General features: G+C 57.9%; 22 protein-coding genes. 15 read left to right on the forward strand and 7 right to left on the reverse strand.

Annotated elements, in window-relative coordinates; all coding sequences use genetic code 11:
* Positions 1 to 77 precede the first annotated feature (77 nt).
* The gene (locus O1721_RS14570) at positions 78 to 443 is read left to right on the forward strand and encodes a hypothetical protein (RefSeq protein WP_032648202.1); all 366 of its coding nucleotides are present in this window, start codon (positions 78 to 80) and stop codon (positions 441 to 443) included.
* Between the two features lie 10 nt (positions 444 to 453).
* Entirely contained in the window at positions 454 to 2,550 is a 2,097-nt protein-coding gene (locus tag O1721_RS14575; protein WP_032648203.1) for a pyrroloquinoline quinone-dependent dehydrogenase, read from the forward strand.
* Positions 2,551 to 2,624: 74 nt separating this feature from the next.
* Here O1721_RS14575 and O1721_RS14580 read toward each other — a convergent pair whose 3' ends face one another.
* Positions 2,625 to 3,215 carry a DUF4142 domain-containing protein gene (locus tag O1721_RS14580; RefSeq protein WP_032648204.1) on the reverse strand — a complete coding sequence of 197 codons (591 nt, stop codon included), beginning with the start codon at positions 3,213 to 3,215 and terminating at the stop codon, positions 2,625 to 2,627.
* Between the two features lie 227 nt (positions 3,216 to 3,442).
* Between O1721_RS14580 and O1721_RS14585 the strand changes: the two genes are divergently transcribed.
* Both O1721_RS14585 and O1721_RS14590 read left to right on the forward strand, forming a co-directional pair.
* Positions 3,443 to 3,721 (forward strand): YdgH/BhsA/McbA family protein, encoded by a 279-nt coding sequence (locus O1721_RS14585; RefSeq protein WP_003857380.1) that lies wholly within the window; start codon positions 3,443 to 3,445, stop codon positions 3,719 to 3,721.
* A gap of 291 nt (positions 3,722 to 4,012) precedes the next feature.
* Entirely contained in the window at positions 4,013 to 4,186 is a 174-nt protein-coding gene (locus O1721_RS14590) for a GnsA/GnsB family addiction module toxin (RefSeq protein WP_006808842.1), read from the forward strand.
* 178 nt (positions 4,187 to 4,364) lie between these two features.
* Here the strand turns inward: O1721_RS14590 and O1721_RS14595 are convergent, their stop codons facing one another.
* Complete coding sequence (locus tag O1721_RS14595) at positions 4,365 to 5,354, reverse strand: 2-hydroxyacid dehydrogenase (protein ID WP_017384525.1); 990 nt, start codon at positions 5,352 to 5,354, stop codon at positions 4,365 to 4,367.
* 210 nt (positions 5,355 to 5,564) lie between these two features.
* Between O1721_RS14595 and O1721_RS14600 the strand changes: the two genes are divergently transcribed.
* From O1721_RS14600 to O1721_RS14610, 3 genes are read left to right on the forward strand one after another with little or no spacing between them, the layout of a single operon-like run.
* Entirely contained in the window at positions 5,565 to 8,204 is a 2,640-nt protein-coding gene (locus O1721_RS14600) for a YdbH family protein (protein WP_032648205.1), read from the forward strand.
* A complete protein-coding gene (locus tag O1721_RS14605) occupies positions 8,201 to 8,392 on the forward strand; it encodes a YnbE family lipoprotein (RefSeq protein WP_003857369.1) in 192 nt (63 codons plus the stop codon). Before O1721_RS14600 ends, O1721_RS14605 begins: the two co-directional genes overlap by 4 nt.
* A 7-nt stretch (positions 8,393 to 8,399) precedes the next feature.
* Positions 8,400 to 8,717: a YdbL family probable chaperone protein gene (locus tag O1721_RS14610; protein WP_006808832.1), complete on the forward strand. Its 318-nt coding sequence runs from the start codon at positions 8,400 to 8,402 to the stop codon at positions 8,715 to 8,717.
* Here the strand turns inward: O1721_RS14610 and feaR are convergent, their stop codons facing one another.
* Complete coding sequence (gene feaR / locus O1721_RS14615) at positions 8,718 to 9,626, reverse strand: transcriptional regulator FeaR (RefSeq protein ID WP_032648207.1); 909 nt, start codon at positions 9,624 to 9,626, stop codon at positions 8,718 to 8,720.
* A gap of 241 nt (positions 9,627 to 9,867) precedes the next feature.
* On the opposite strand from feaR, the gene O1721_RS14620 reads away from it, so the two are divergent.
* Positions 9,868 to 11,367, forward strand: coding sequence for an aldehyde dehydrogenase family protein (locus O1721_RS14620; RefSeq protein ID WP_032648209.1), 1,500 nt, complete (start codon positions 9,868 to 9,870; stop codon positions 11,365 to 11,367).
* Positions 11,368 to 11,465: 98 nt separating this feature from the next.
* Here the strand turns inward: O1721_RS14620 and O1721_RS14625 are convergent, their stop codons facing one another.
* The 4 genes from O1721_RS14625 to paaZ form a co-directional block, all read right to left on the reverse strand.
* Positions 11,466 to 12,572, reverse strand: a complete 1,107-nt coding sequence (locus O1721_RS14625) for a GGDEF domain-containing protein (RefSeq protein ID WP_032648211.1) — start codon at positions 12,570 to 12,572, stop codon at positions 11,466 to 11,468.
* A gap of 51 nt (positions 12,573 to 12,623) precedes the next feature.
* Positions 12,624 to 14,597 carry an alkyl/aryl-sulfatase gene (locus tag O1721_RS14630; protein ID WP_023296555.1) on the reverse strand — a complete coding sequence of 658 codons (1,974 nt, stop codon included), beginning with the start codon at positions 14,595 to 14,597 and terminating at the stop codon, positions 12,624 to 12,626.
* A gap of 168 nt (positions 14,598 to 14,765) precedes the next feature.
* Positions 14,766 to 17,039 (reverse strand): primary-amine oxidase, encoded by a 2,274-nt coding sequence (tynA, locus tag O1721_RS14635; RefSeq protein ID WP_023296556.1) that lies wholly within the window; start codon positions 17,037 to 17,039, stop codon positions 14,766 to 14,768.
* Between the two features lie 195 nt (positions 17,040 to 17,234).
* Entirely contained in the window at positions 17,235 to 19,340 is a 2,106-nt protein-coding gene (paaZ, locus tag O1721_RS14640; protein WP_032648213.1) for a phenylacetic acid degradation bifunctional protein PaaZ, read from the reverse strand.
* A 285-nt stretch (positions 19,341 to 19,625) separates the two neighbouring features.
* Between paaZ and paaA the strand changes: the two genes are divergently transcribed.
* Genes paaA through paaG form a run of 7 tightly spaced genes read left to right on the forward strand, consistent with a single transcriptional unit; the run spans position 19,626 to position 24,749 of the window.
* Complete coding sequence (gene paaA, locus O1721_RS14645) at positions 19,626 to 20,555, forward strand: 1,2-phenylacetyl-CoA epoxidase subunit PaaA (protein WP_032103760.1); 930 nt, start codon at positions 19,626 to 19,628, stop codon at positions 20,553 to 20,555.
* A 12-nt stretch (positions 20,556 to 20,567) separates the two neighbouring features.
* On the forward strand, positions 20,568 to 20,855 hold the full coding sequence (gene paaB, locus O1721_RS14650; protein ID WP_003857353.1) for a 1,2-phenylacetyl-CoA epoxidase subunit PaaB: 288 nt from the start codon (positions 20,568 to 20,570) through the stop codon (positions 20,853 to 20,855).
* 8 nt (positions 20,856 to 20,863) lie between these two features.
* Positions 20,864 to 21,610 carry a 1,2-phenylacetyl-CoA epoxidase subunit PaaC gene (gene paaC / locus O1721_RS14655; protein ID WP_015570597.1) on the forward strand — a complete coding sequence of 249 codons (747 nt, stop codon included), beginning with the start codon at positions 20,864 to 20,866 and terminating at the stop codon, positions 21,608 to 21,610.
* A gap of 11 nt (positions 21,611 to 21,621) precedes the next feature.
* Positions 21,622 to 22,119: a 1,2-phenylacetyl-CoA epoxidase subunit PaaD gene (gene paaD, locus O1721_RS14660; protein ID WP_032648215.1), complete on the forward strand. Its 498-nt coding sequence runs from the start codon at positions 21,622 to 21,624 to the stop codon at positions 22,117 to 22,119.
* Positions 22,120 to 22,126: 7 nt separating this feature from the next.
* A complete protein-coding gene (gene paaE / locus O1721_RS14665) occupies positions 22,127 to 23,197 on the forward strand; it encodes a 1,2-phenylacetyl-CoA epoxidase subunit PaaE (protein ID WP_032648217.1) in 1,071 nt (356 codons plus the stop codon).
* Positions 23,194 to 23,961, forward strand: coding sequence for a 2,3-dehydroadipyl-CoA hydratase PaaF (paaF, locus tag O1721_RS14670; RefSeq protein ID WP_015570595.1), 768 nt, complete (start codon positions 23,194 to 23,196; stop codon positions 23,959 to 23,961). The genes paaE and paaF overlap by 4 nt, the downstream gene beginning before the upstream one ends.
* The gene (gene paaG / locus O1721_RS14675; protein WP_087654018.1) at positions 23,961 to 24,749 is read left to right on the forward strand and encodes a 2-(1,2-epoxy-1,2-dihydrophenyl)acetyl-CoA isomerase PaaG; all 789 of its coding nucleotides are present in this window, start codon (positions 23,961 to 23,963) and stop codon (positions 24,747 to 24,749) included. Before paaF ends, paaG begins: the two co-directional genes overlap by 1 nt.

Below are 24,749 nucleotides of genomic sequence, written 5' to 3' on the forward strand. Positions count from 1 at the left end.
GGCGGGCAGCAGGGGTATATATTCACGAAAACGCCTTAATAATGGTCAATTTTGCATTTTAGAGGGGGTTTCCTGGTATGTTGCATTCTCAATCCTCGCGGGTCGGTAGCATTTTGCTGCTGCTGACCGCGATAATAGCCTTTGCGGTGGCGCTATACGCCTGGTGGACGCCGCTTACCGGCGTCACTGGCACCATTGGCGCACTGGGCGTGGTCATTGCCAGCGTAGTGCTGGCGATCCTGACCTTTATGTTAGGTGCGGCATCGCGTCGCGGGGCGCGCGTTTTTCTGATTATTGTCACCCTGGTGGTGTTGGCGGGTATTGCTTTCGCCGCCGCGCTGCTGCACCAGTACATCATAACGGCAGCCATGGTGGTCGGCCTGATTGGTCTGATTATGCTGAGCAGCCATTCCGCTCGTTACAACCATCCCGTCAGAAGCTGAGGAGCCGCCCGTGCACAACGATAAGCATTATCCCTTCATAAAAGTCAGCATGACGGCGCTGGCGCTGCTGGTCGCTCCGCTCGAGCTACAGGCGCAGGATAAGGCCGCTGAAGCCTCTCAGGGGACCCAGGAATCACTGAACATTGATGCGGCCGATCAGCAGGCGCCCGGAACCACAAAAACCACCGACGATGCCTCAACCGGCAACGGTGATGGAAAGAAAGTCGCCTCGGCCAGCCAGCCAGCGACGCCGCTGGTGCCCGGCACCGCCACCTGGGACAGCTTCCACGGCCAGCTTAACGCGCAGAAATACAGTCCCCTGACCCAAATTACGGCGGATAACGTCGGGAAATTAACGAAAGTCTGGGAGTTCCATACCGGCGACGTCTCGGACGGTAAAGGCGATACGCCAGCTACCGTCTGGTCCGCAACGCCCATTTTCGCCAACGATACGCTCTACATCGGCACGCCATTCGATCGCCTGATTGCGCTGGATCCGGGGACGGGTAAAGAGAAGTGGCACTATGACACCAAATCGTCGCGCAAGGCGCTGACCCAGCCGGTGCTGAAAAATCGCGGCGTTTCCTACTGGCAGGCCAAAAATCCGGTGACAGGTGAGGCATGCCAGAAGATGGTCTATATGGGCACCGTTGACGGCAAGCTCTTTGCGCTGGACGCCGATTCAGGCAAACCGTGCAGCGGCTTTGCGAACAACGGCGTGCTGGATCTGAACCAGTGGAACACCGTTAACGCGAAGTATCCGCTCTCTGTCCTGCAACCGCCAACCGTTGTCGGCAACCATCTGCTGGTGGGCTGGGCCGGGAAGGACTGGGCCTATGCCGAAGCCCCTCCGGGCACCGTATTTTCAGTCAACGCCCAGACCGGTAAGCTTGAGTGGACCTTTGAGGCGATCCCGGCAGAGATCCGCAAGCGTACCGGTACCGCCAACGTCTGGACGCACATGTCCGCCGATGAGGCTAACGGGCTGGTCTATCTCCCGGTCTCATCGCCGTCTCCCAACTATTGGGGTGGCAACCGCGTAGACGCTATTCCGCTTGGCACCTCGACCACCGCGCTGGACATCAACACCGGTAAAGTGGTCTGGTCACGTCAGTGGGTACACCACGACGTCTGGGATTACGATATCAACTCCGCCCCGACGCTGATGGACATCACCGTAGACGGCAAGCAGATCCCGGCGCTGGTGCAGGCCACCAAGCAGGGTTTCCTGTTTGTGGTTAACCGCCTGACGGGGGAGGACGTATGGCCAATCGAAGAACGTCCGGTTCCGCAGGGTGATGGTTCGGTCCAGGGCGAAGTTCTCTCGCCCACGCAGCCATTCCCGACCAAACCCGCGCCGCTGCTCGACCAGTCGAAAAAACCGGAAATCTGGAAGCTGGCGGATATCGTCGGTGGCGGCCAGTGCTCCCGCCTGTGGGATAACCTGACCTATGAGGGAATGTATACCCCGCCAACCACCAAAGGCGAAGGCACGCTCACCTATCCCGATAGCGCCGGCGGCGTCCAGTGGGGTGGGGTGGCGTTCGATCCGCAAAAACAGATCGCCATCGTAAACACCTCGCATATCGTCCAGTACGTGAAGCTGTACAGCCGTGAGGATTACGATAACGCAGACAAAGACTCCGGCAACGAAAGCGGCTTTGCCCCACAGGAAGGCGCCCCGTACGGTATGCGTCTGCTGGTGGCGAGCAACTGGCTTGGCATGCCGTGCTGGCAACCGCCGTTTGGTGAAATCGTGGCGCTGGACATGCACACGGGCGATGTGAAATGGCGTCGTCCGGTTGGCGCCTCCCAGCAGTATGGCTTTTTCATGCCGGAAAGCTGGGGTTCGCCTACCATTGGTGGTCCGGCAGTGACGGCGGGCGGCGTGATCTTCATCGGTGCTTCAATGGATGCCAAAGTGCGTGCCTACTCGGTAGAGAGCGGTGAAGAGCTGTGGTCCGATCAGGCCGAAGCTCCGGCGGTAGCGAACCCGTCCGTCTATGAATATAAAGGTCGCCAGTATGTGGCCTTCGTGGCAGGCGGGAATACGATCCTGAAGGATCAGGTGGGCGATCAGGTAGTGGTCTACGCCTTGCCGGAATAATTCAGCAGGAAGGGGAAATAAGCGTGGGGCCTGCGGGCCCCACTTTATTTTGCAGTAGTCGTTTTACCGACGCGTTATTTATCGGCTGATGCGCCAGCACGCGTTGACATCTGCTCGGCGGACTTCAGATGCTGCTCAACGACCGGAGTGTGCTCGTTGGCCAGAGCCTTCACATCCGGATCGTCGATTTTACTGGCGTCGCTCTTAAGCTTCGACAGCACCTTCTCGTGGTCCTTCACGCCAGCATATTCCATATACATTTTGTCAAAAGCGTCACCGCGCTGGTTTTCCAGCCTTGAGTTCAGGGCTTTATGCGCGGCGTCTGGTTCGGTCGGCAGCTCCACGCCCTTTTTCTGGGCAACGGTCTGGACTTTGGTCAGCGCGGCGCCGTGATCGTCGACCATTTTCTGGGCGAATGTTTTCACTTCACTGGTTTGGGCCTTGTCCAGGGCGAGCCTGGCGGCGGCAACTTCGTTGATATTGGCCTGCGCCATGTCCTTCAATGCTTTCTCGTCGCCGGAGCTGAGTCTGGCGTCCGGTTGAGCCTGGCCCGCAATTTGAGTTTGCGCGGCGCTGGTTGTCTGGGCTTGTACGCCAACGGTGCTGAACATTGCTGCAACTGCTGATACGGCTAGCAGCCTTTTCAGGGTTTTACTCGTGTGCATATTGTTCTCCTGATGGTCATGGTACAGGTAAGTTTCAATTGCTTCAGGCGCAACCGGCAGATAAATGACGACTGCACAGGTCAGTATAGTAGATGAACCTGCTGCACCCGCTGTTCAGGTCAGTGATGGCTGGTCGTGATGCTCAATCCTTCTACAATATTGATACGAATCATTTACATATTTGCTGCTAATGTTAAATATATAGATTCATCAACAGGAGGAATGATATGAAAAAAGCACTATTAGGGAGTGTATTGGCTTTAACAGTAGCAAGCTTCGGCGCATCTGCGGCAGATATGATTTCCAAGGATGAAGCGCACCACTTCAAGCTTGAATACCTTGGTAATGTATCTGTAGGGGCTTCAGGTGGACAAATTTCTTCACCTTCAGATCTTCATCAAAAACTCTCAAAACTGGCAGACGAGAAGGGCGGGAAATACTACGTCATCATCGCTGCCCGCGAGCATGGCCCTAACTTCCAGGCCGTCGCAGAAGTCTTTAAATAATTTTCTCGGATAACACAAAAACCCGCTTATGGCGGGTTTTTGCTTACAGACAGCCAAAAAAATGCCCCTGATGCGGGGCGAGTGTGAGTCAAAACTTTTCTTATGTTTATCTGTTTTGTGCTCTAAGGCTTTGGGACAATAACACCCTGTTCAAATAATGCAATTAAATGCGACGGCAGCATACGTTACACAGATAGTCTACTCTTTACATACAGTTATGGTGAAAGGCAGTTAATCGTTAGCTGTCGCCTGCTGGAGAATGGAAACAGTAAACGGTTGCAAGAGGTAAACATGAACGTTGACGCACTGACGCAAAAGGCAGAAGAAGAAATTTCAGCGCTTATAACCAAAAAAATTTCAGAGTTACGTAAAAAAACAGGGCAGGAAGTGTCTGAAATTGAGTTTATCGCTCGTGAAGCCATGACAGGCCTCGAGGGATATGAGGTAAAAATCAAACTTATTTAAGCGAAATTATTACCTGTTTCGGGACACTGGATAAAGCAGAGCGGCAAACGTCAGCTAAGACTATCCTGCGCGTGGCAGGATTGAAGCCAAAAAGCCCGGTGACGCTGCGCTTACCGGGCCTACAATTAACGCAATCCACAGGCCGGGCAGGGCGTAGCCGCCACCCGGCTTACCAGGCTTACACTATCGCGTTCGGGCACGCTTCGCCCTTTTCGAGTTGACGCAAATTCCCCAGCGTGGTTTCCGAAATGCTGATCAGCGCTTCGGCGGTCAGGAACGCCTGGTGCCCTGTGAACAACACGTTGTGACAGGCAGACAGGCGACGGAACACGTCGTCCTGGATCACGTCATTAGATTTATCCTCAAAGAACAGATCGCGTTCGTTCTCATACACATCCATACCCAACGCGCCGATTTTTTGCGTTTTCAACGCTTCGATAGCCGCCTGAGAGTCGATCAGCCCGCCGCGGCTGGTATTGATGATCATCACGCCGTCTTTCATCTGGTCGAACGCCGACTGGTTAAGCAGATGATAGTTCTCCGGGGTCAGCGGACAGTGCAGGGAGATAACGTCAGACTGCGAGAAGAGCGTTTTCAAATCGACATACTCCACGCCCAGCTCCAGCGCAGCGGCGCTTGGGTACGGATCAAACGCCAGCAGGCGCATGCCAAATCCTTTCAGGATGCGAAGGGCGGCCACGCCAATTTTGCCGGTACCGATGACGCCTGCGGTTTTACCGTACATGGTAAAGCCGGTCAGCCCTTCCAGAGAGAAGTTAGCATCACGGGTTCGCTGATAGGCACGGTGAATACGACGGTTGAGCGACATCATCATCCCGACCGCATGTTCTGCCACGGCTTCCGGAGAATAGGCCGGGACGCGAACGACCTTCAGACCCAGCTCTTTGGCGGCATCGAGATCGACGTTGTTAAAGCCCGCGCAGCGCAGGGCAATGTATTTCACGCCCTGTTTTTTCAACTCTTCCAGCACCGGTCGGCTACCGTCGTCGTTAACGAAGATACACACGCCTTCGCAGCCGTGGGCGGTTTTAGCCGTCTTTTCAGTTAGCAGAAAGTCGAAAAATTCAAGATCGAAACCGTACGTCTCGTTAACATGTTGCAGATACTTTTTGTCGTACTGCTTTGTGCTATATACCGCGAGTTTCATAAGACTTTCTCCAGTGATTTTGGAACCACGTTAGCATGTTTAAAATTAACTTACAATTTTTCAAAATTCATTGAAATCAATAAGTTCTATGAATTATTGTAGAGCATCTACTCTTAAAAATGGCATTACCTTCAACTGACTGGCTAAACATGCGACAATGAGCGGCAAGAACGGCTTATTTTTTTCGCAAAATCAGGATATTAACTGCCCATGAAGGGTAAATACAAAGCCGCAATCGCGCTATTACTGCTGCTATTTCTTGTGCCGCTGACGCTGCTGATGACGCTCGCCCAGTGGGTACCCACGCTCGCCGGGATCTGGCTCCCCGTTGGAACGCGCATCGCGTTTGAAAAAAGCCCACGGCTCACGCGTCACGCCCTGATCATCCCCGATCTCCGCTATCTGGTAGAAGAGTGTGAAATTGCCCGCGTGGAAAACGTGACTCTGTCACACCCCAGCCGCTGGGATCTGGATATTGGCGCACTTGAACTTAACTCTGTCTGCCTGAGCAAATTACCGCAATCGGCGCCATCTACGGTGGCGCCGAAAACGCTGGCGCAGTGGCAGGCCATCCTGCCCAACACCTGGCTGACCATCCATCGCTTTACCCTTTCTCCCTGGCAGCAGTGGGAGGGTGAGCTGCATGCCTCACTGACGCCAGCCCGCCAGGACATCACCTATAACGGCGAGCAGGTGAGCATTAAGGGGCAGTTACGCGGCCAGACCCTTTCCATCAGCCAGTTCGATGTGCAACTGCCGGATCAGCCGCAGCCCGTGAAGCTGGTCGGTGAATTTACCCTGCCGCTGGTGCCGGACGGCGTGCCGGTGAAAGGGCATACGGTCGCGACCTTTAACGTGCCACAGTTATCCTCGCTGGTCGATGCCGAACTGGACTGGGAGGACAATCAGGGCCAGCTGGTGGTCATGGCGCGGGACAACCCCGATCCGCTGCTCGATTTACCGTGGCAGATCACCGCTCAGCAGTTGACCATCAGCGACGGACGCTGGAACTGGTTAGCCTCCGGCGTGCCAATGAGCGGACGCGTCGGGCTGAAAGTGGATAACTGGCAGCAGGGGCTGGAGAAAGCCACCTTCACGGGGCGGCTCAACGTGCTGACCCAGGGGGATGCGGGTAAGGGCAACGCGGTGCTGAATATCGGTCCCGGCTCGCTCAGTATGGATAACAGCGCTATGCCGCTGCACCTGAGCGGGGAAGCCAAGCAAAACGATCTGATCCTGTATGCCAGACTCCCGGCGAAGCTGACCGGCAGCCTTTACGATCCGCAGCTTACGTTTGAACCCGGCGCTTTATTGCGTTCGCGCGGGCGCATCATCGACTCGCTGGATATCGATGAGATCCGCTGGCCGCTGGCGGGCGTGAAGCTCACGCAGAAGGGCGTGGACGGCCGCCTGCAAGCCATTCTGCGGGCGCATGAAAACGAGATGGGCGATTTTGAGCTGCATCTGGACGGCCAGGCTAACGACTTTTTACCGGACAACGGTGTGTGGCAGTGGCGTTACTGGGGTAAAGGCAACTTCACGCCGATGAACGCGCGCTGGGATGTCCGGGGAACCGGGGAGTGGCGCGACAACGTTATCGAACTGACCGATCTTTCTACGGGTTTCGACAAATTGCAGTACGGCACGATGCTGGTCAGCAAGCCACGCCTGGTGCTGGATCACCCGGTGCGCTGGTCGCGGGACCCGGATAACCCCACCTTTAGCGGCGCGCTCGCGCTTAACGCCGGGCAAACAAGCTTTTCAGGCGGAAGCGTGCTGCCGCCGTCCGTTTTGACCTTCAGCGTTGACGGGACAGACCCGACGGTGTTCCAGTTTAAAGGGAACCTGCATGCGGACGACATCGGCCCGGTCCAGGTGAATGGACGCTGGGACGGCGAACGCCTTCGCGGTCAGGCCTGGTGGCCAAAACAGTCTCTTACGGTGTTTCAGCCGCTGATCCCGCCAGACTGGAAAATGACCCTGCGCGGCGGCGAAATGTACGCGCAGGTGGCTTTCTCCGCGGCCCCCGATCAGGGGTTTGAGGCCGGGGGGCACGGGGTGCTGAAAGCGGGCAGCGCGTGGATGCCGGATAACGAGATCAACGGCGTGGATTTTGTTCTTCCGTTCCGCTTAAGCCAGGGTACCTGGTCGCTGGGCACGCGCGGGCCGGTAACGTTACGAATCGACGAGGTGAAAAACCTGGTCACAGCCCGAAATATCACCGCGGATCTCCAGGGCGATTATCCCTGGACCGAAGCGAACCCGCTCCTGCTCACCAACGTGAAGGTGGAAGCGCTCGGCGGGAAAATCACCATGCAGCAGTTGAGAATGCCGCAGCACGATCCGGCTTTACTGCGCGTGGATAATATTTCCTCCAGCGAACTGATAAGCGCGGTGAATCCGAAGCAGTTTGCCATGTCCGGCCCGGTGAGCGGCGCGCTGCCGTTCTGGCTGGACAATGAAAAATGGATCATTAAAGATGGCTGGCTGACCAACCCGGGGCCGATGACGCTGCGCATCGACCAGGACACGGCGGATGCCATTGTGAAAGACAACATGGTTGCCGGGGCGGCGATCAACTGGCTCCGCTATATGGAAATTTCGCAGTCGTGGACAAAACTCAATGTGGATAATCTGGGTGTGTTAACCATGCAGGCGGCCATTAAAGGCACCAGCCGCGTCGAAGGCAAAAGCAGTTTCGTAAACCTGAATTACACCCATGAAGAGAACATTTTTACCCTCTGGCGCAGCCTGCGCTTTGGGGACAATCTGCAAACATGGTTTGAGCAACATGCGGCGATACCCCTTCTCCGCGGTTCGACAGGCAAGGAAAGTGAGGAACAACAATGAAAAAGAGGGCTGGTGTACTCACCGTGGCCGTCGTCGCGCTGCTGTCAGGCTGCACGCCGCGCATTGAAGTGGCGGCGCCCAAAGAGCCGATCACCATCAACATGAACGTGAAAATCGAGCATGAAATCCATATCAAGGTGGATAAAGACGTTGAAGCCCTGCTGAAATCCCGCAGCGATCTGTTCTGAGGATGTCATGAAACGATTAGCTCTGATGTTACTGGCGCTGGGGATGAACGTTCACGCCGCCACGCTTACGCTCAACGATGCGCGTGCCCAGGGGCGCGTAGGGGAAACCCTGAGCGGCTATCTTGCGCCCGTTCAGCACGACGCTGAAACCCTGGCGCTGGTGAACCGTATCAACGCCGCACGCACGGAAAGTTACCAGCAGCTGGCTGACAGTAATAATTTACCCGTCGACGAGGTGGCGAAAATGGCGGGACAAAAGCTGGTGGCCCGCGCGCAGCCGGGTGAGTACGTGAAGGGAATTAACGGCAAGTGGCTGAAAAAATAGCTAGCGATAACGCCTGCGGTATTCGCCCGGCGAAACCCCGAAACGCTGCTTAAAGGCGGTGGAAAAATGGCTATGGTCTGTGAAACCCCAGCTGTAGCCAATCCCCGCCAGCTTTTCGTCATCGCTGATGGAACGCAGCGCCTGAGCGCATAAATCGAGGCGACGGTTCTTAATATACTGCGCTACCACCAGCCCTTTCCCGGCAAACATGCGGTACAAGCTACGCACGGACATGCCGCTCTCTGAAGCTATCCACTCCGGTCTTAACGCCTCCGACTGAATATGATCATCAATCAGGGACAGAACGTGGCGGAACTGACGCTCCTTGCGCGGCAGCACCTCGTCACGCTGCTGGAAGGCCGGACGCAGCAGACACACCATCGCCTCAAGCGCCGCTTCGCTTTCACTGGCGCTGAGATCGGCATTGCCCATGCTCTCCTGTAGCAGACGGTAGCTCAGCTGTACGGTAGGCAGACTGCGGGAGAGGGGCAGCGCGCACCTCACTTCCTGAAAACGCGCGTGTTGCTCAATGATTTGTCGCGGGAGCAGCAGCGAAATCTGGCGGGAACGCTCCTGCCAGTAAATGGAGCACGGGCGGGAGGCGTCAATCAGCGTGATATCCCCGGCTTTCAGCATCGCGCGCTGGTCGTCCTGTTCGATTCCGGCGCTGCCTTCCAGCTGAAACACGGTGTAGAACCAGGCATCGTTGCCGTTTTTGATCTCCTGACGGGTGCGAAACAGGTTAACGCCTGCGGCGGTCACCGTGCTCAGCTTCAGACTTTGGGTGTAGCTGGTTTCCAGCTCGCCGAGAAACGCCCCCTCTAACGGACGTGCCGCAAAATGCCCACAAACCTGGTTAATTTGCGCCAGCCACTGCTGAAAATTGTCCTGTTCGCTTGCACACGCCATTGATGTTCTCGCTGCACCGTCACTGTTTTCGCATTGTTGCATTTATGTTGCATTTTGTCAGGGCTACGAGGCTGACTATAGGAAAGAACACTCAACGGTTACAGCGATATAAGCGGGAATTATCACGATTTGCGGACCCTGTCACAGCTGGCAAAGCGAATGTCACACAGACAAAAGCAGGAATGCGAATCCCCTCTTAGACTGCATACACACCCTGCGAAGCATAACGAAGGAGTATCCTATGTCCGAATCACACGTCGCCATCCTGCCGGGCGTGCAGCAGTTTTTAGATCGCCAGCACGGCCTGTGGATCGAAGGGCGTCAGGCGGCATCCGATAGCGAAAAGCGTCTGAACGTCTACAACCCGGCGACCGGAGAGGTTATTGCCTCTACCGCCGATGCCAGCGTCGATGATGTCGATCGTGCGGTGATGTCTGGCTGGCGCGCCTTTGTCGCCCGAAGCTGGGCCGGACGGCTGCCGGCAGAGCGGGAACGTATCCTGCTGCGGTTTGCGGATCTGGTGGAACAGCATGGCGAAGAGCTGGCACAGCTCGAAACCCTGGAGCAGGGGAAATCGATTAACATTTCCCGCGCCTTCGAGGTGGGCTGCACCCTGAACTGGATGCGCTACACGGCAGGGCTGACCACCAAAATTGCCGGTAAAACCCTCGATCTCTCGATTCCACTGCCGCAGGGCGCGCGTTATCAGGCGTGGACGCGTAAAGAGCCGGTGGGAGTCGTGGCGGGGATTGTGCCGTGGAACTTCCCGCTGATGATTGGCATGTGGAAAGTGATGCCCGCGCTGGCGGCAGGTTGCTCCATCGTGATCAAACCGTCGGAAACCACGCCGCTCACCCTGTTACGGGTGGCGGAACTGGCGAGCGAGGCGGGGATCCCGGAGGGTGTGTTCAACGTGGTGACCGGCAGTGGCGCCGTCTGTGGCGCGGCGCTGACCTCGCACCCGCGCATTGCCAAAGTGAGCTTTACCGGTTCGACGGCGACGGGCAAGCAGATTGCCCGCGCGGCGGCGGACACGCTAACGGGCGTGACGCTGGAGCTGGGCGGCAAAAACCCGGCCATCGTGCTGAAAGATGCCGATCCGGCGTGGGTGATTGAAGGGCTGATGACCGGCAGCTTCCTGAACCAGGGGCAGGTCTGCGCGGCCAGCTCGCGCATTTATATTGAGGCTCCGCTGTTCGACACGCTGGTCAGCGGGTTTGAACAGGCCGTGAAATCCCTCAGCGTCGGGCCGGGCATGTCGCCGGAGGCGTTTATCAACCCGCTGGTGTCGCGCGCCCACTGCGATAAGGTCCAGGCGTTCCTGGATGAGGCGAAGGCGCACAATGCGGAGCTGATCGCCGGGAACCGGGGGCCAGACGGCAAAGGCTATTACGTTTCGCCAACGCTGGTGGTCAACCCGGATAATCATCTGCGACTGACGCGTGAAGAGGTCTTCGGGCCGGTGGTGAATCTGGTTCGTGTGGCCGATGGGGAAGAGGCGCTTCATCTGGCGAACGACACTGAATATGGCTTAACGGCCAGCGTCTGGACGCAGAATATCAGTAAAGCGCTGGCGTATACCGACAGGTTACAGGCCGGAACCGTGTGGGTGAACAGCCACACGCTGATAGACGCCAACCTGCCGTTCGGCGGCATGAAGCAGTCCGGCACCGGGCGCGATTTCGGCCCCGACTGGCTGGACGGCTGGTGTGAAACCAAGTCGGTGTGTGTGCGGTATTAAAAAAAACGCCGGGTGGCGGCTACGCCTTACCCGGCCTACGGGATGGAGGAAAAGGTTGGTTTTGTAGGCCGGGTAAGCGCAGCGCCACCCGGCGTAACTTACAGCGACCACCGATCCCGCCCGGCCTCTTTCGCCCTGTACAGCGCCGCATCGGCGCGGGCGATGATTTCCGGGCCAGCCAGCCCTGCGGAATAGCCTGCAATGCCTATACTCGCCGTCACACATTCACTCACCTTCGACGCGCTGTGTGGAATGGCTGCGGTGCGCAGGCCAGCCTGGATCCGCGCGGCGACTTTCTCAGCAACGCTTTCTTCGCAGTCAAAGAGGATCACCACAAACTCCTCGCCACCGTAGCGCGAAACCACATCCTCTGGCGTGCGCACCGAGGTGTTCAGCACCTCTGCCACCCGTGCAAGACAGGCATCTCCCGCCTGGTGACCATAGGTGTCGTTATACAGTTTGAAGTAATCGACATCCAGCATCAGCACCGCGAAGCGTTTGCCTTGCTCCACGGCGTTTTCCAGCACCAGCTCCATCGCCCGGCGGTTGGCCGTTTTCGTCAGCGGATCCTGATGGGCCAGCGCATCCAGCCGCGAAATTAAACGCTGATTCTGCTGATTGCGGCGCCACGCCTCTTCAAACCAGCTCAACAGGATATAGCGCCCGCACACGAGAATGAACGTGAACACCACCCACAGCCCGGCAAAGCGATAATTAATTTCTTGATTCAGCAGCATGCTGGCAACCGGCAGGCTTACCCATAGCGGAACGGTGAAGCAGAGCAGCGCCACCGGCTGAAAATAGAGCGCGGTCATACCGGCCATCAGCAGGGTAACGAATATAGGCCAGGGATGCGGAAGATGTAACACATTGATAAACCAGTAACAACTTATCGACCACAGCAGGCTGCACATAAACAAAACGGCGCTGACGCCGCGGATGTGGCGCCAGGCCATGATCACCAGCGCCACGGAAAGGATCACCACGCCCAGCATGGAGGCGTCAATCATCTGCCGCAGCGGGGGGCTGATGTGCAGGAGGGCATCGATATGGCCGAACAGCGAATTGCGCAGCAGGACCATAAGGGCAAAGCTGGCATTCACAAAGGCGAGCCACGGCAGGTTCACGGCCAGCCCGTGAACAACCATTGATTTACGGGTAGGCCATGTCGCGGGTTCGGGTGTGGCTGGATGTCTTTTTTCCATTGAAGAAAATTTTCCTTGAGCGGGCGGAAGGTCCGCCCGCGAATGCTGCCTTTATGGGGTCACAATGTTAAACCAGAATTCAAATTTATCCATGTAACCGAGCATGGCATCGAGTTTTGCGGCATCGCCGGTCACTTTGATATCGCCATTATCCTGCGCCTGTTTAAGCGTCACTTCTTTCAGGATGATTTTATTCAGCGTATCGCGGTTGAGGGTCACGGTCGCGTCAGCGTCTTTCGCTTCGGCGTTCGCCGTGTGGTTCAGCACGCCATTTTCCAGCTCCAGCTTGTATTTACCGCCGTCGCTGCCGAGGTCGATGTTAAACACCGATTTTGCATCCGCCGCTTTTTCACCGTTAATGTGCACCGCCAGATAGTCAAAGAACATTTCTGGCGTCATCGCGCGCACGGTATCCGGGCTGGCGGTGTTCGGGGTCGGTCCTTTCACCACGCCGTTACGCAGCTCCTGGGCGCCGGTCAGGTAGAAGTTACGCCACGGGCCTGATTCAGCCTGATAACCCAGCTGCTCCAGCGCATCCGCTTCCAGGTTTCGCGCGGCCTGATTATTTGGATCGGCAAAGACCACTTTGCTGACCACCTGAGCCACCCAGCGGTAGTTCCCCTGGTCAAAGTCGGTTTTCGCTTTGCTCAGGATGGCATCCGCACCGCCCATGTAGTCCACAAATTTCTTCGCGGCTTCTTCAGGCGGCAGTTCGTCCAGGGTCGCCGGGTTGCCGTCAAACCAGCCTAAATAGAGCACGTAGGTCGCTTTAACGTCATGGCTGACAGAACCGTAATAGCCACGGTTTGCCCAGGTATTGGCCAGGGAGTTTGGCAGTTTGAAGTTGGCGGCAATCTCGTCACGGGTCAGCCCTTCGTTCGCCATGCGCAGGGTCTGGTCGTTGATGTAGCGATACAGGTCGCGCTGGCTTTTCAGCAGGTTAACCACGTTGTCGTTGCCCCATGTCGGCCAGTGGTGCTGCGCCATAATGATTTCGGCTTTATCACCCCAGCGTACAATCGCCTGGTTGATGTATTTCGACCATGGCAACGGCTCACGAATTTTCGCGCCGCGCAGGGAGTAGGTGTTGTGCAGGGTATGGGTGACATCTTCCGCTGACTCGATCAGCTTTTTCTCTTCGATATACCAGAGCATCTCAGAAGGCGCTTCCGATCCCGGCGCGAGCATAAAATCATAGGTCAGGCCGTCGATCACCTCTTTCTGACCATCTTTCTCGATGATATTGGTCGGGGCGATCAGGGTCACCGTCCCGGCGGAGGTGGTGGTGCCGAGACCCGCGCCGACCTGGCCCTTCGCATCCGGCTTCAGCAGGTTGCCGTACATATAGCTGGCGCGGCGGCTCATGACGTTACCCGCCATGATATTCTCCGCGACGGCGGCCTCCATAAATCCGGCGGGCGCGTAGATTTTCACCTTACCGGACTTCACATCTGCTTCATCCACCACGCCGCGCACGCCGCCATAGTGGTCAACGTGGCTGTGGGTGTAAATAACGGCGACCACAGGCTTATTACCGCGATTTTTATAGTAAAGATCCATCCCGACTTTGGCCGTTTCCGCCGACACCAGCGGGTCGACCACGGTAATGCCTTCTTTACCTTCAATAATGGTCATGTTTGACAGGTCGAGGTTACGGATCTGGTAGACGCCTTCGGTCACTTCAAACAGACCGCTGATGTTAATCAGCTGGGACTGACGCCATAAGCTCGGGTTAACCGAGTCGGGCGCCTTATCGCCTTCTTTGATAAAAGCGTACTGCTGCGGATCCCAGACGGTGTTGCCTTGCTCACCTTTGATAATGTCCTGAGGCAGCGGGGCAATAAACCCTTTGTGGGCGTTGGTAAAATCGGTGTTATCGGAGAAAGGAAGCTGGTTGAAGAGTGCGTTGTTGGCCTGTTGCGTTGCTGCGGTGGCATCCTTAGGTGCTTCTGCGGCCCAGGCGGAACTGGCAGAAATAAAACATCCCGCCAGCGCGAGACTCCTGACGATCTCATTGATTCTCATCCTAAAACCTCTCAGTAAACTGTGACGTTGTTTGTGGGGACTTCGAATCCTGGTGAAAGTGTGTCAAGAAATGCAAAAGGATTAAGCGAGGTAACAATAACTATAATCGGGGAGAGTAATTCAGCAAGTAAGCGGATGAAAAACCGGGCATTACGCCCGGTCGGTGGGTTATTTCTGCTCTTTTTTCTTGCCGAGCGTTGGCGTCTCGTCAAAGAAATTCCACGGCTTGAGTAACGTGTGCACCCATTCCGTCGGCATTATCGGCCACTCCTCGGCGCGGGCGACATGGGTGGTGCCGGTGGTCATCCAGATGACGTTATCCTGGTCGTTCAGCGATTCGTTATCTTTGCTGTACTGGCCGAGGCCGGTATCGTGCGTGGAACGGTTCGGGTATTTTCCCTCCGGGTACATCTCGTCGGGATGGTAACGCGTCACCCACAGCTGTTTATCCATAAAGCTCAGGCGGTGATAAATCCACTCGTCCGGGGCAAACTTCGCGCCGGACGCTACCGGGTGTGTGCCGCCCGCGTAAGGGATGATCTGATACGAGACCGGGTTGCCCATGCGGTTCTCTTTGCTGGTATTGCTCAGCAGGCGGATGGTGCCCGGGTCAAACTTCTGCGCCGCCTGCTGTTCGGTATCAATATCATACTGATTAACCTGCATGGTGCTGGTGCGCGGTCCGCCAGCGGTGTTCGGTTTGACGTCCGGATCCATGGCCACCAGCTTATTGTTGATGCCGTCCACGTCCATATCCAGACGGAAGTTGTAGATGTGCTGGTGGGTGGTACCGACAATATTATGGTCGATCAGCGTTCCGTATCGGGTGTCATCCTTCGCGGTGGCATCATGCATGGTTTTCGTCTGCACGCCTTTCACCGCTTCAATGCCCGTAGCCCCTGCATCAATGCCGATAGTGCCGTTTTCGTGGAATACCCAGTCGAAGATGTAATCGTAGTTACCCACGGTGCTGACCCAGCGCACCACCAGCTCGCGGCGTTCGGTGCTGACGTTGGGTTTACCTAATTCCTGATGCTTATATTCCGGCCCGGCGTAACGCTCGAAAATGGCGATCGCCCTGGGGATCTCCATTGGCGCGCCGGTGTAATCCGGGATGGTTTCGTTGAGCATCACGGCGTTAGACGGAACATCCTTGCCGCGCACCAGCGGGGAGGTCAGGGTCCCCATGCCGTAGTCGCCGGAGTCCAGATAGGCTTTAAAGTACCAGCCGATATCCGGGTCGCCGTACGGCACAATCATGCCGCCGAGCGATCCCTGATACATCACCTGTCGCTTTTTGCCGTTGTCGTTATAGGTCACGGTGGAGATTATCGGGCCGACGCGTGAGTCCAGGCTCAGATGAAAATCCCAGTTCTGCCAGTGCACCCTATCCCCGGTGATGGTGTAGTTCTTGCCTTCCGGCTCGATAATTTCCAGCGGTTTTTTCACCGTTTCAACGCGGTCGCGGCCATCATAAGGGCGCGGCGTGAGCGGAACCGGCACGACCGGGCCTTCCTCAATCTTCTGGATTTTCTTCTGCTCGAGATCCACCACCGCAACCAGGTTTTCGATCGGGTGCGCCCAGTAGTTACCGTCGCCCACGTCGAGATAGCTGATCACTTTCAGCAGGCGGTCTTCCTGTTTCAGCCCATCCTTGCCGTCAAAAAAGCCGACGGTAAGCGGAGTGGTGATCACTTTCTTCGGGTCGGTAATGCCGCGCTTTTTCAGCACGGCGGCAAACTCCGGGCTTTCATTGATGATCTGCTGCACGGTATTGAAGTCATCCAGCAGCACCATGCCGTGCGCGTCTTTGATCGGCTCCCAGCGGAGGATCTTTTTGTCCTTCAGATCCACCCGGCTTTCGATGATGTGTTTACCATCAAGCATGATGATATTGGCCTGGCGGGGCGCATCCACCGCCGTGCCGTTAAGCACAAAGTCCCAGACTTTGGCCTTTTCTGGCTCAGCCAGCGCAATCTGGGTAAAGCGGGTATTGGGTTTAAAATCCGCAGAGGCTTTCACAATGGCTACGGCCTGGTTGATTTCATCAGCCGTCAGCGCGTTTAACGGGTGGGGGCTTTTTTCAACCTGGAATGTCTGATCAAGACCGGACTGAAAAACATCGTTGATAAAGGTCTCCGGGATAAACGCCTTATTGTTCTTCATCACCACGGGCACCTGGAGCGTCAGCGGTTTGCCGTTAACGATGGCGGTATTTGCGCCGGGTTTGACCTTCACAAAGGCACCGTCTTTGACGATGGTGAACATCTGGGCGTAATCATCCCACTGCACGTCCGCGCCAAACGCCTGAAGCGTTTTGTCCATCGGGACCATATGCGCCTCGCTGCCGTGAGCGTAAACAGGGGATTGCCAGGCGCAACAGAGCGCAACGGCCATGGCCAGTGCCGTTCTACGGGCAGAAAAAGAAGAATTGCTTCCCATCGCAGACCTCATCTTGTTGTGTTTATTGTGTTGTGTCAGCCTTATCCTGACAGGCGCGCACGAAAAGCGTTTGCCTGCATCTGCCAGGTTGTTTGTCAGTCTTGCCAGGTTAAAAAAAGACCGGGGGATATCACACCCCGGTCAGGTAGTTGTAGGCCGGGTAAGCGGAGCGACACCCGGCAAGAAAGAGGTGGGTCAGAAGTCACCCTGCTGGCGCGCCACCAGCGTCAGGATGGAGTAGAGCGCCACGGCCTGCTGGTGCTGGTTGAAGATCTCCACCGCCCATTCCACCACGCCGGTGGGTTTTTCCTCGGCATTGCGCTGTTTCTTCAGCGTTTTACGTTTACAGGTCAGGCGCACCTGAATGGTATCACCCGGCTTGACCGGCTCAATAAAGCGCAGGTTTTCCATGCCGTAGTTGGCAATAACCGGCCCAACCCCGGCATCGACAAACAGCCCCGCCGCGGCGGAAATCAGGAAATAACCGTGTACCACGCGCTCACCAAAAATCGACTCCGCCGCGCCAATTTTGTCCATATGGGCGTAGAAATGATCCCCGCTCAGGCAGGCAAAATTCACGATATCCGCTTCCGTCAGGGTACGACGCGGGGTCAGCAGGCTGTCGCCCGGCTGTAACTCCTCGAAGTATTTACGGAAGGGATGAACGCGATCTTCCTGCACCTCCGCGCCACGGACCCACTGTTTACCGATCGCGGCGAGCATGGACGGGCTGCCCTGAATGGCCGTGCGCTGAAGATAGTGCTTCACCGCGCGCAGGCCGCCCAGCTCTTCGCCGCCGCCCGCACGTCCCGGACCACCGTGCACCAGCTGCGGCAGCGGTGAACCGTGGCCGGTGGATTCTTTCGAGGATTCCTGGTTGAGGATCTGAATACGTCCGTGGGCGCGCGCTGCCCCGGCAATAAACTGCCGCGCCACGCGGGTATCTGCCGTAACCAGCGTTCCCGCCAGGCTGCCGCCGCCCGCCCGCGCCAGCTGCATGGCGTGTTCGGTGTTACGGCAGGGCATCAGGGTTGCAACGGGGCCAAAGGCTTCGATGGCGTGGACGGCCGGGGTTTCGTCCGGCTGCGGGCAGAACAGCAGGGTGGGCGGGAAGAATGCGCCAGCCGCCTGCAAATCAGCTTTACCACCCAGACGGATCTGACAGCCCGCGGCAAGGAGATGATCGACTTTTTCCTGCAAATCAGCTTTACCACCCAGACGGATCTGACAGCCCGCGGCAAGGAGATGATCGACTTTTTCCTGCACGTCAGCACGTTGCTCACCGTTGACGAGGGCCCCCATCTTCACCCCTTCCTGGGCCGGATCGCCGACGACCACTTTCTCCAGCCGCGCAATCAGCGCCTGGCTGACGGCGTCAACCTGCGCTTCCGGCACGATGATGCGGCGGATGGCGGTACATTTTTGTCCGGCTTTGGCGGTCATCTCGCGCACCACTTCTCGGATAAACAGCGCAAACTCCGGGTGTTCCGGCGTCACGTCCTCACCCAGCACGCAGCAGTTGAGAGAATCTGCTTCCATGGTAAACGGAATGGAATGCGCGACGATATTCGGGTGGACGCGCAGACTCTGCCCGGTGCTGGCCGATCCGGTAAACGTCACCACGTCCTGGCTGTCGAGCTGGTTCAGCAGATCGCCCGCGCCACCGCAGATCAGGCTGATGGCGCCGTCCGGCACCAGCCCGCTCTCGACGATCGCTTTCACCATCGCCTGAGTCACCTGCGCGGTGGCGGTGGCGGGCTTGATGATGGCGGGCATCCCGGCAAGCCAGGTGGGCGCGAGCTTTTCCAGCATCCCCCAGCACGGGAAGTTGAACGCGTTGATATGCACCGCCACGCCGAATTTCGACGTTAACACGTGACGTGCCGCAAAGCCGCCTTCCTTCGACAGCGGGATCAGTTCATCCTCCGGCCACAGGGTATCGTCCGGCAGCTCACGGCTGCCGAGGCTTGCGTAGGTGAAGAGGGTGCCGATACCGCCTTCAATATCCACCCAGCTGTCGGCCTTCGTCGCGCCGGTCTGGGCTGACAGGGCATAAAAGCGATCCTTCTGGCTCAGCAGATGTTTGGCCACCGCCTTCAGCATGGCGGCGCGCTCGATAAAGCTCATTGCACGGAGCGCTTCTCCGCCGTGTTCAATGGCGTAACGGCGCGCGGCCGCCATATCCAGCCCTTCGCTGGTCACTTCATATAGCGTTTCCCCGCTGATGGCGTGGGTGATGTTGCGCTCGCGGCCCCGGCCCGATTGCCAGGTGCCGGACAAGAAGCTGGCTAACTGCTGCATTTCTTCTCTCCAGATGTTTCGTGATTTCACTATCAATAGTTTGATCGTGAATCATAAAAATCAAGCTGAGTTTTAATGAATTGTTAACGTTGTGATCTGTATTGCTTAGCCTGACCACCCGAAAGTCTTGCGTTATCGGCCTTTCATCAAAAGGCTTGCGAGCGTCGTCACAAAATAAACAAACGCTTCTTGGGGTTATATTTAACCTTTGTGTAACTTTTAAGAAACCAAATGATTCACCATTTTGCTATTTGTGGTGATTTAACGAATCACAAAGGTGGTTATGTGACGCAAGAACAACGCTTTGAGCAACGCATCGCACAGGAGACGGCCATCGAGCCGCAGGACTGGATGCCGGATGCCTACCGCAAGACGCTGATCCGCCAGATTGGACAGCACGCCCATTCTGAGATTGTCGGCATGCTGCCGGAAGGAAACTGGATCACCCGCGCGCCGACGCTGCGCCGGAAAGCCATTCTGCTGGCGAAGGTGCAGGACGAAGCCGGACACGGCCTGTACCTCTACAGCGCGGCGGAAACGCTGGGCTGCGCCCGGGAGGACATCTATCAAAAGATGCTCGACGGCAAGATGAAATACTCCTCCATCTTCAACTATCCGACCCTGAGCTGGGCCGATATCGGCGTCATTGGCTGGCTGGTGGACGGGGCGGCCATTGTGAACCAGGTGGCGCTGTGTCGTACGTCTTACGGTCCGTATGCCCGGGCGATGGTGAAAATCTGTAAAGAAGAGAGCTTCCACCAGCGTCAGGGTTTTGAGGCCTGCATGGCGCTGGCGCAGGGCAGCGAAGCCCAGCGGCAGATGTTGCAGGACGCCATCAACCGTTTCTGGTGGCCCGCGCTGATGATGTTTGGACCCAACGACGACAACTCCCCAAACAGCGCCCGCAGTCTGGCCTGGAAGATCAAACGCTTTGGCAACGATGAGCTTCGCCAGCGCTTCGTGGACAACACGGTGCCTCAGGTGGAGATGCTCGGTATGACCGTGCCGGACCCCGACCTGCGTTTCGATGAAGCGAGCGGCCACTACCGCTTCGGCGAAATCGACTGGCAGGAATTTGACGAGGTGATCACCGGGCGCGGGATCTGCAACCACGAACGTCTGGCCGCAAAACGTAAAGCCTGGGACGACGGCGCATGGGTGCGTGAAGCCGCTCTGGCCCACGCGGAAAAACAACGCGCCCGCCAGGCCGCATAAGAGGAATCAACCATGAGCAATGTTTACTGGCCGTTATACGAAGTTTTTGTCCGTTCGAAGCAGGGGCTGTCGCACCGGCATGTGGGCAGCCTTCACGCTGCCGACGACCGCATGGCGCTGGAAAACGCGCGCGATGCCTATACCCGCCGCAGCGAAGGCTGTTCCATCTGGGTGGTGAAGGCGAGTGAAATCGTCGCTTCCCAGCCGGAAGAGAGCGGGGAGTTTTTCGATCCGGCGGAAAGCAAGGTCTACCGCCATCCGACGTTTTACACCATCCCTGATGGCATCGAGCATATGTGAGGTTGGGGATGAACAACGTATCTGCTTATGCCCTGCGTCTGGGCGACAACGGTCTGGTGCTCTCACAGCGTCTGGGCGCCTGGTGCGGCCACGCGCCAGAGCTGGAAATTGACCTGGCGCTCGCCAATATCGGCCTTGATCTGCTCGGGCAGGCGCGCAATTTCCTGACCTACGCCGCTGAACGGGAGGGTAAGGGCGATGAAGACACCCTGGCCTATGGCCGCGATGAGCGTCAGTTCCGCAATCTGCTGCTGGTGGAACAACCAAACGGCAGCTTCGCTGACACCATTGCCCGTCAGTATCTGATGGATGCGTGGAACGTGGCGCTCTACGAGCGGCTGATCCATAGCAGCGACAGTCAGCTTGCCGCCATCGCGGCAAAAGCCATTAAGGAGGCGCGCTATCACCTGCGCTTTAGCCGCGGCTGGCTGGTGCGGCTGGGGGACGGAACAGAAACCTCCGCACAAAAAATGCAGCAGGCGGTGGATAGCCTGTGGCGCTTTACGGCTGAACTGTTCGACGCCGACGACGTCGAGCTGGCGCTAATTGATGACGGCGTGGCGGTTGATCCGCGCGACCTGCGGGACCCGTGGGAGCGCGAAGTGTTTGCTGGCCTGGCGGAAGCCACCCTCCGCGTGCCCGAAGAGGTGGCGTATCGCACGGGCGGCAAGAAGGGGCTACATACTGAACACCTCGGGCCGATGCTGGCAGAGATGCAGTATCTCCAGCGCGTTTACCCCGGCCAGCAGTGGTAATGGAGGACGCCATGCAACGCCTCGTCGACATCGCGCCTGCACAAATCCCGCAGATTTGGGCGCTGTTAAGCCAGATCCCCGACCCGGAAGTGCCGGTGCTGACCATCACCGACTTAGGCATGGTGCGCAGCGTGAAGGCGCAGGGGGAAGGCTGGGTCATCGGCTTCACGCCAACCTATTCGGGCTGTCCGGCAACGGAGCATCTGCTGGGGGCGATCCGCGAAACCCTGACCGAAAACGGCTTTAGCCCGGTACATATTGTGCTGCAACTGGAGCCCGCCTGGACCACCGACTGGATGAACGACGATGCCCGCAGGCGCCTGCGTGAATATGGCATCAGCCCGCCTGTCGGCCATAGCTGCCATGCCCACGTTCCCGCTGAGGTGAGCTGCCCGCGCTGTGCGAGCACCGATACCTCGCTTATCAGTGAATTTGGTTCTACGGCCTGCAAAGCGCTCTATCGCTGCAATACCTGCCGTGAGCCCTTCGACTATTTCAAATGTATTTGAGGCTGCCATGACAACGTTTCATTCATTAACAGTGGCAAAAGTAGAACCCGAAACCCGCGACGCGGTGACCATTACCTTCGCGGTGCCGCAGGCGTTGCAGGAGGCGTACCGCTTCCGTCCCGGTCAGCATCTGACCCTGAAAGCCAGTCCTGGCGGGGATGAACTGCGCCGCTGCTACTCCATCTGCCGGAGCACCGCGTGCGGTGAGCTCAGCGTGGCGGTCAAAGCCATCGAGGGCGGACGTTTTTCCCGCTATGCCCGGGACGAGATCAAACCGGGCATGGCGCTGGAGGTGATGGTGCCCCAGGGGCATTTTGGCTACCAGCCGCAGGCCGAACGCGAAGGCCACTATCTGGCGATTGCCGCCGGGTCCGGGATCACCCCGATGCTGGCGATTATGTCCGCTACGCTGGCCACTGAAGCCCACAGCCACTTCACCCTGATTTACGGCAACCGCAGCAGCCAGAGCATGATGTTCCGCCGGGCGCTGGCAGACCTGAAAGACAAATACCCGCAGCGTTTGCAGCTGATCGCCATCTTCAGCCAGGAGACGCTCGACAGCGATCTGCTCCATGGCCGCATTGACGGGGAAAAACTCCAGGCGCTGGCAAAAACGCTGGTGAATTTCCGCCAGTACGATGAAGCCTTCATCTGCGGCCCGTCGGCGATGATGGATGAGGCCGAAGCGGCGCTGCAAGCGCTGGGTATGCCGGAAAAAGCGATCCATCTTGAGCGCTTTAACACGCCGGGTACCGCCTTTAAACGGACAGCCAGCGTGCAGGCCGACGGGCAGAAGGTCACCGTCCGTCAGGACGGGCGCGACAGGGAGATCACCCTGACGGCGGACGACGAGAGCATTCTTGATGCGGCCCTGCGTCAGGGGGCGGATCTGCCTTATGCCTGCAAGGGCGGCGTATGCGCCACCTGCAAATGCAAAGTGCTGCGCGGAAAAGTTGATATGGCGACCAACTACAGCCTGGAGCCGGACGAGCTGGCCGCAGGCTATGTGCTGAGCTGTCAGGCGCTGCCGTTAACCGCCGATGTTATCGTCGATTTTGATGCGAAGGGGATGGCATGAGCGAACTGATTGTCACCCGTCATGGCCGCGTGTTGCAGCTGACGCTTAACCGTCCGGCGGCGCGCAACGCGCTCAACAATGCGCTGCTCCTGCAAATCGCGGAGCAGCTTGAGGCCGCCGCCGCGGATGCTGAGATCGCCGTCTGCGTGGTGTACGGCAACGAACGCTGCTTTGCCGCCGGGGCCGATCTCAACGAAATGGCGGAGAAAGACCTGCCCGCCACCCTGAACGATATCCGCCCGCAGCTGTGGGCGCGGATCAACGCCTTCACCAAACCGCTGATTGCCGCCGTGAACGGCTTCGCGCTGGGGGCAGGCTGTGAGCTGGCGCTGCTCTGCGATGTCGTGATTGCTGGCGATAACGCCCGTTTTGGCCTGCCGGAAATCACCCTCGGGATCATGCCGGGCGCAGGCGGCACCCAGCGGCTGATCCGCAGCGTGGGTAAATCGCTGGCCAGCAAAATGGTGCTGACGGGCGAAAGCATCACGGCGGTTCAGGCGCACAGCGCCGGGCTGGTCAGCGACGTCTATCCGGCCTCGCTGACGCTGGAGTACGCCCTGAAGCAGGCGGCGCGGATGGCGCGCCACTCGCCGCTGGCGCTACAGGCGGCGAAGCAGGCGCTTCGCCAGTCGCAGGAAGTCCCGCTTCAGGCCGGGCTGGCGCAGGAGCGTCAGCTGTTTGCGTTGCTCGCGGCCACCGACGATCGCCGGGAAGGTATCAACGCCTTTTTACAAAAACGCACCCCAGACTTTAAAGGACGCTAATTGTGGAATCTATTCTGAGCCATGTTGAGCAGGGCGTAATGACCATTACGCTGAACCGCCCGGAGCGCCTGAACAGCTTTAACGACGTCATGCACCAGCAGCTTTCCGAATGCCTGAAGCAGGCCGAGCGCGATGACGCCATCCGCTGCCTGCTGATCACCGGGGCAGGACGTGGTTTCTGCGCCGGGCAGGATCTTAACGACCGTAGCGTCGACCCGAACGGCCCCGCGCCCGATCTGGGCATGTCCGTTGAGACTTTTTACAACCCGCTGGTGCGCCGCCTGGCAAAACTGCCGAAGCCGGTGATTTGCGCGGTTAACGGCGTGGCGGCGGGCGCGGGGGCCACGCTGGCCCTCGGCTGCGACATGGTGATTGCGGCCCGTTCAGCCAGCTTTGTGATGGCCTTCAGCAAGCTCGGGCTGGTACCGGACTGCGGCGGAACCTGGCTGCTGCCGCGCGTGACCGGACGCGCCCGCGCCATGGGGCTGGCATTGCTGGGCGATAAGCTCAGCGCCGAGCAGGCACAGGCCTGGGGAATGATCTGGCAGGTGGTGGACGACGACCAGCTCTCCGCCACCGCACAGCAGATGGCGCTGCATTTTGCCTCGCAGCCGACCTTTGGCCTGGGCTTGATCAAGCAGGCGATCAACGCCGCCGAAACCAATACCCTCGACGCCCAGCTTGATCTGGAGCGCGACTATCAACGTCTGGCCGGACGCAGCGACGACTACCGGGAAGGCGTCAGCGCGTTCCTGGCAAAACGCGCGCCGAACTTTACGGGGAAATAA

This window comes from Enterobacter cloacae complex sp. HYC033_NIDB (assembly GCF_056673335.1).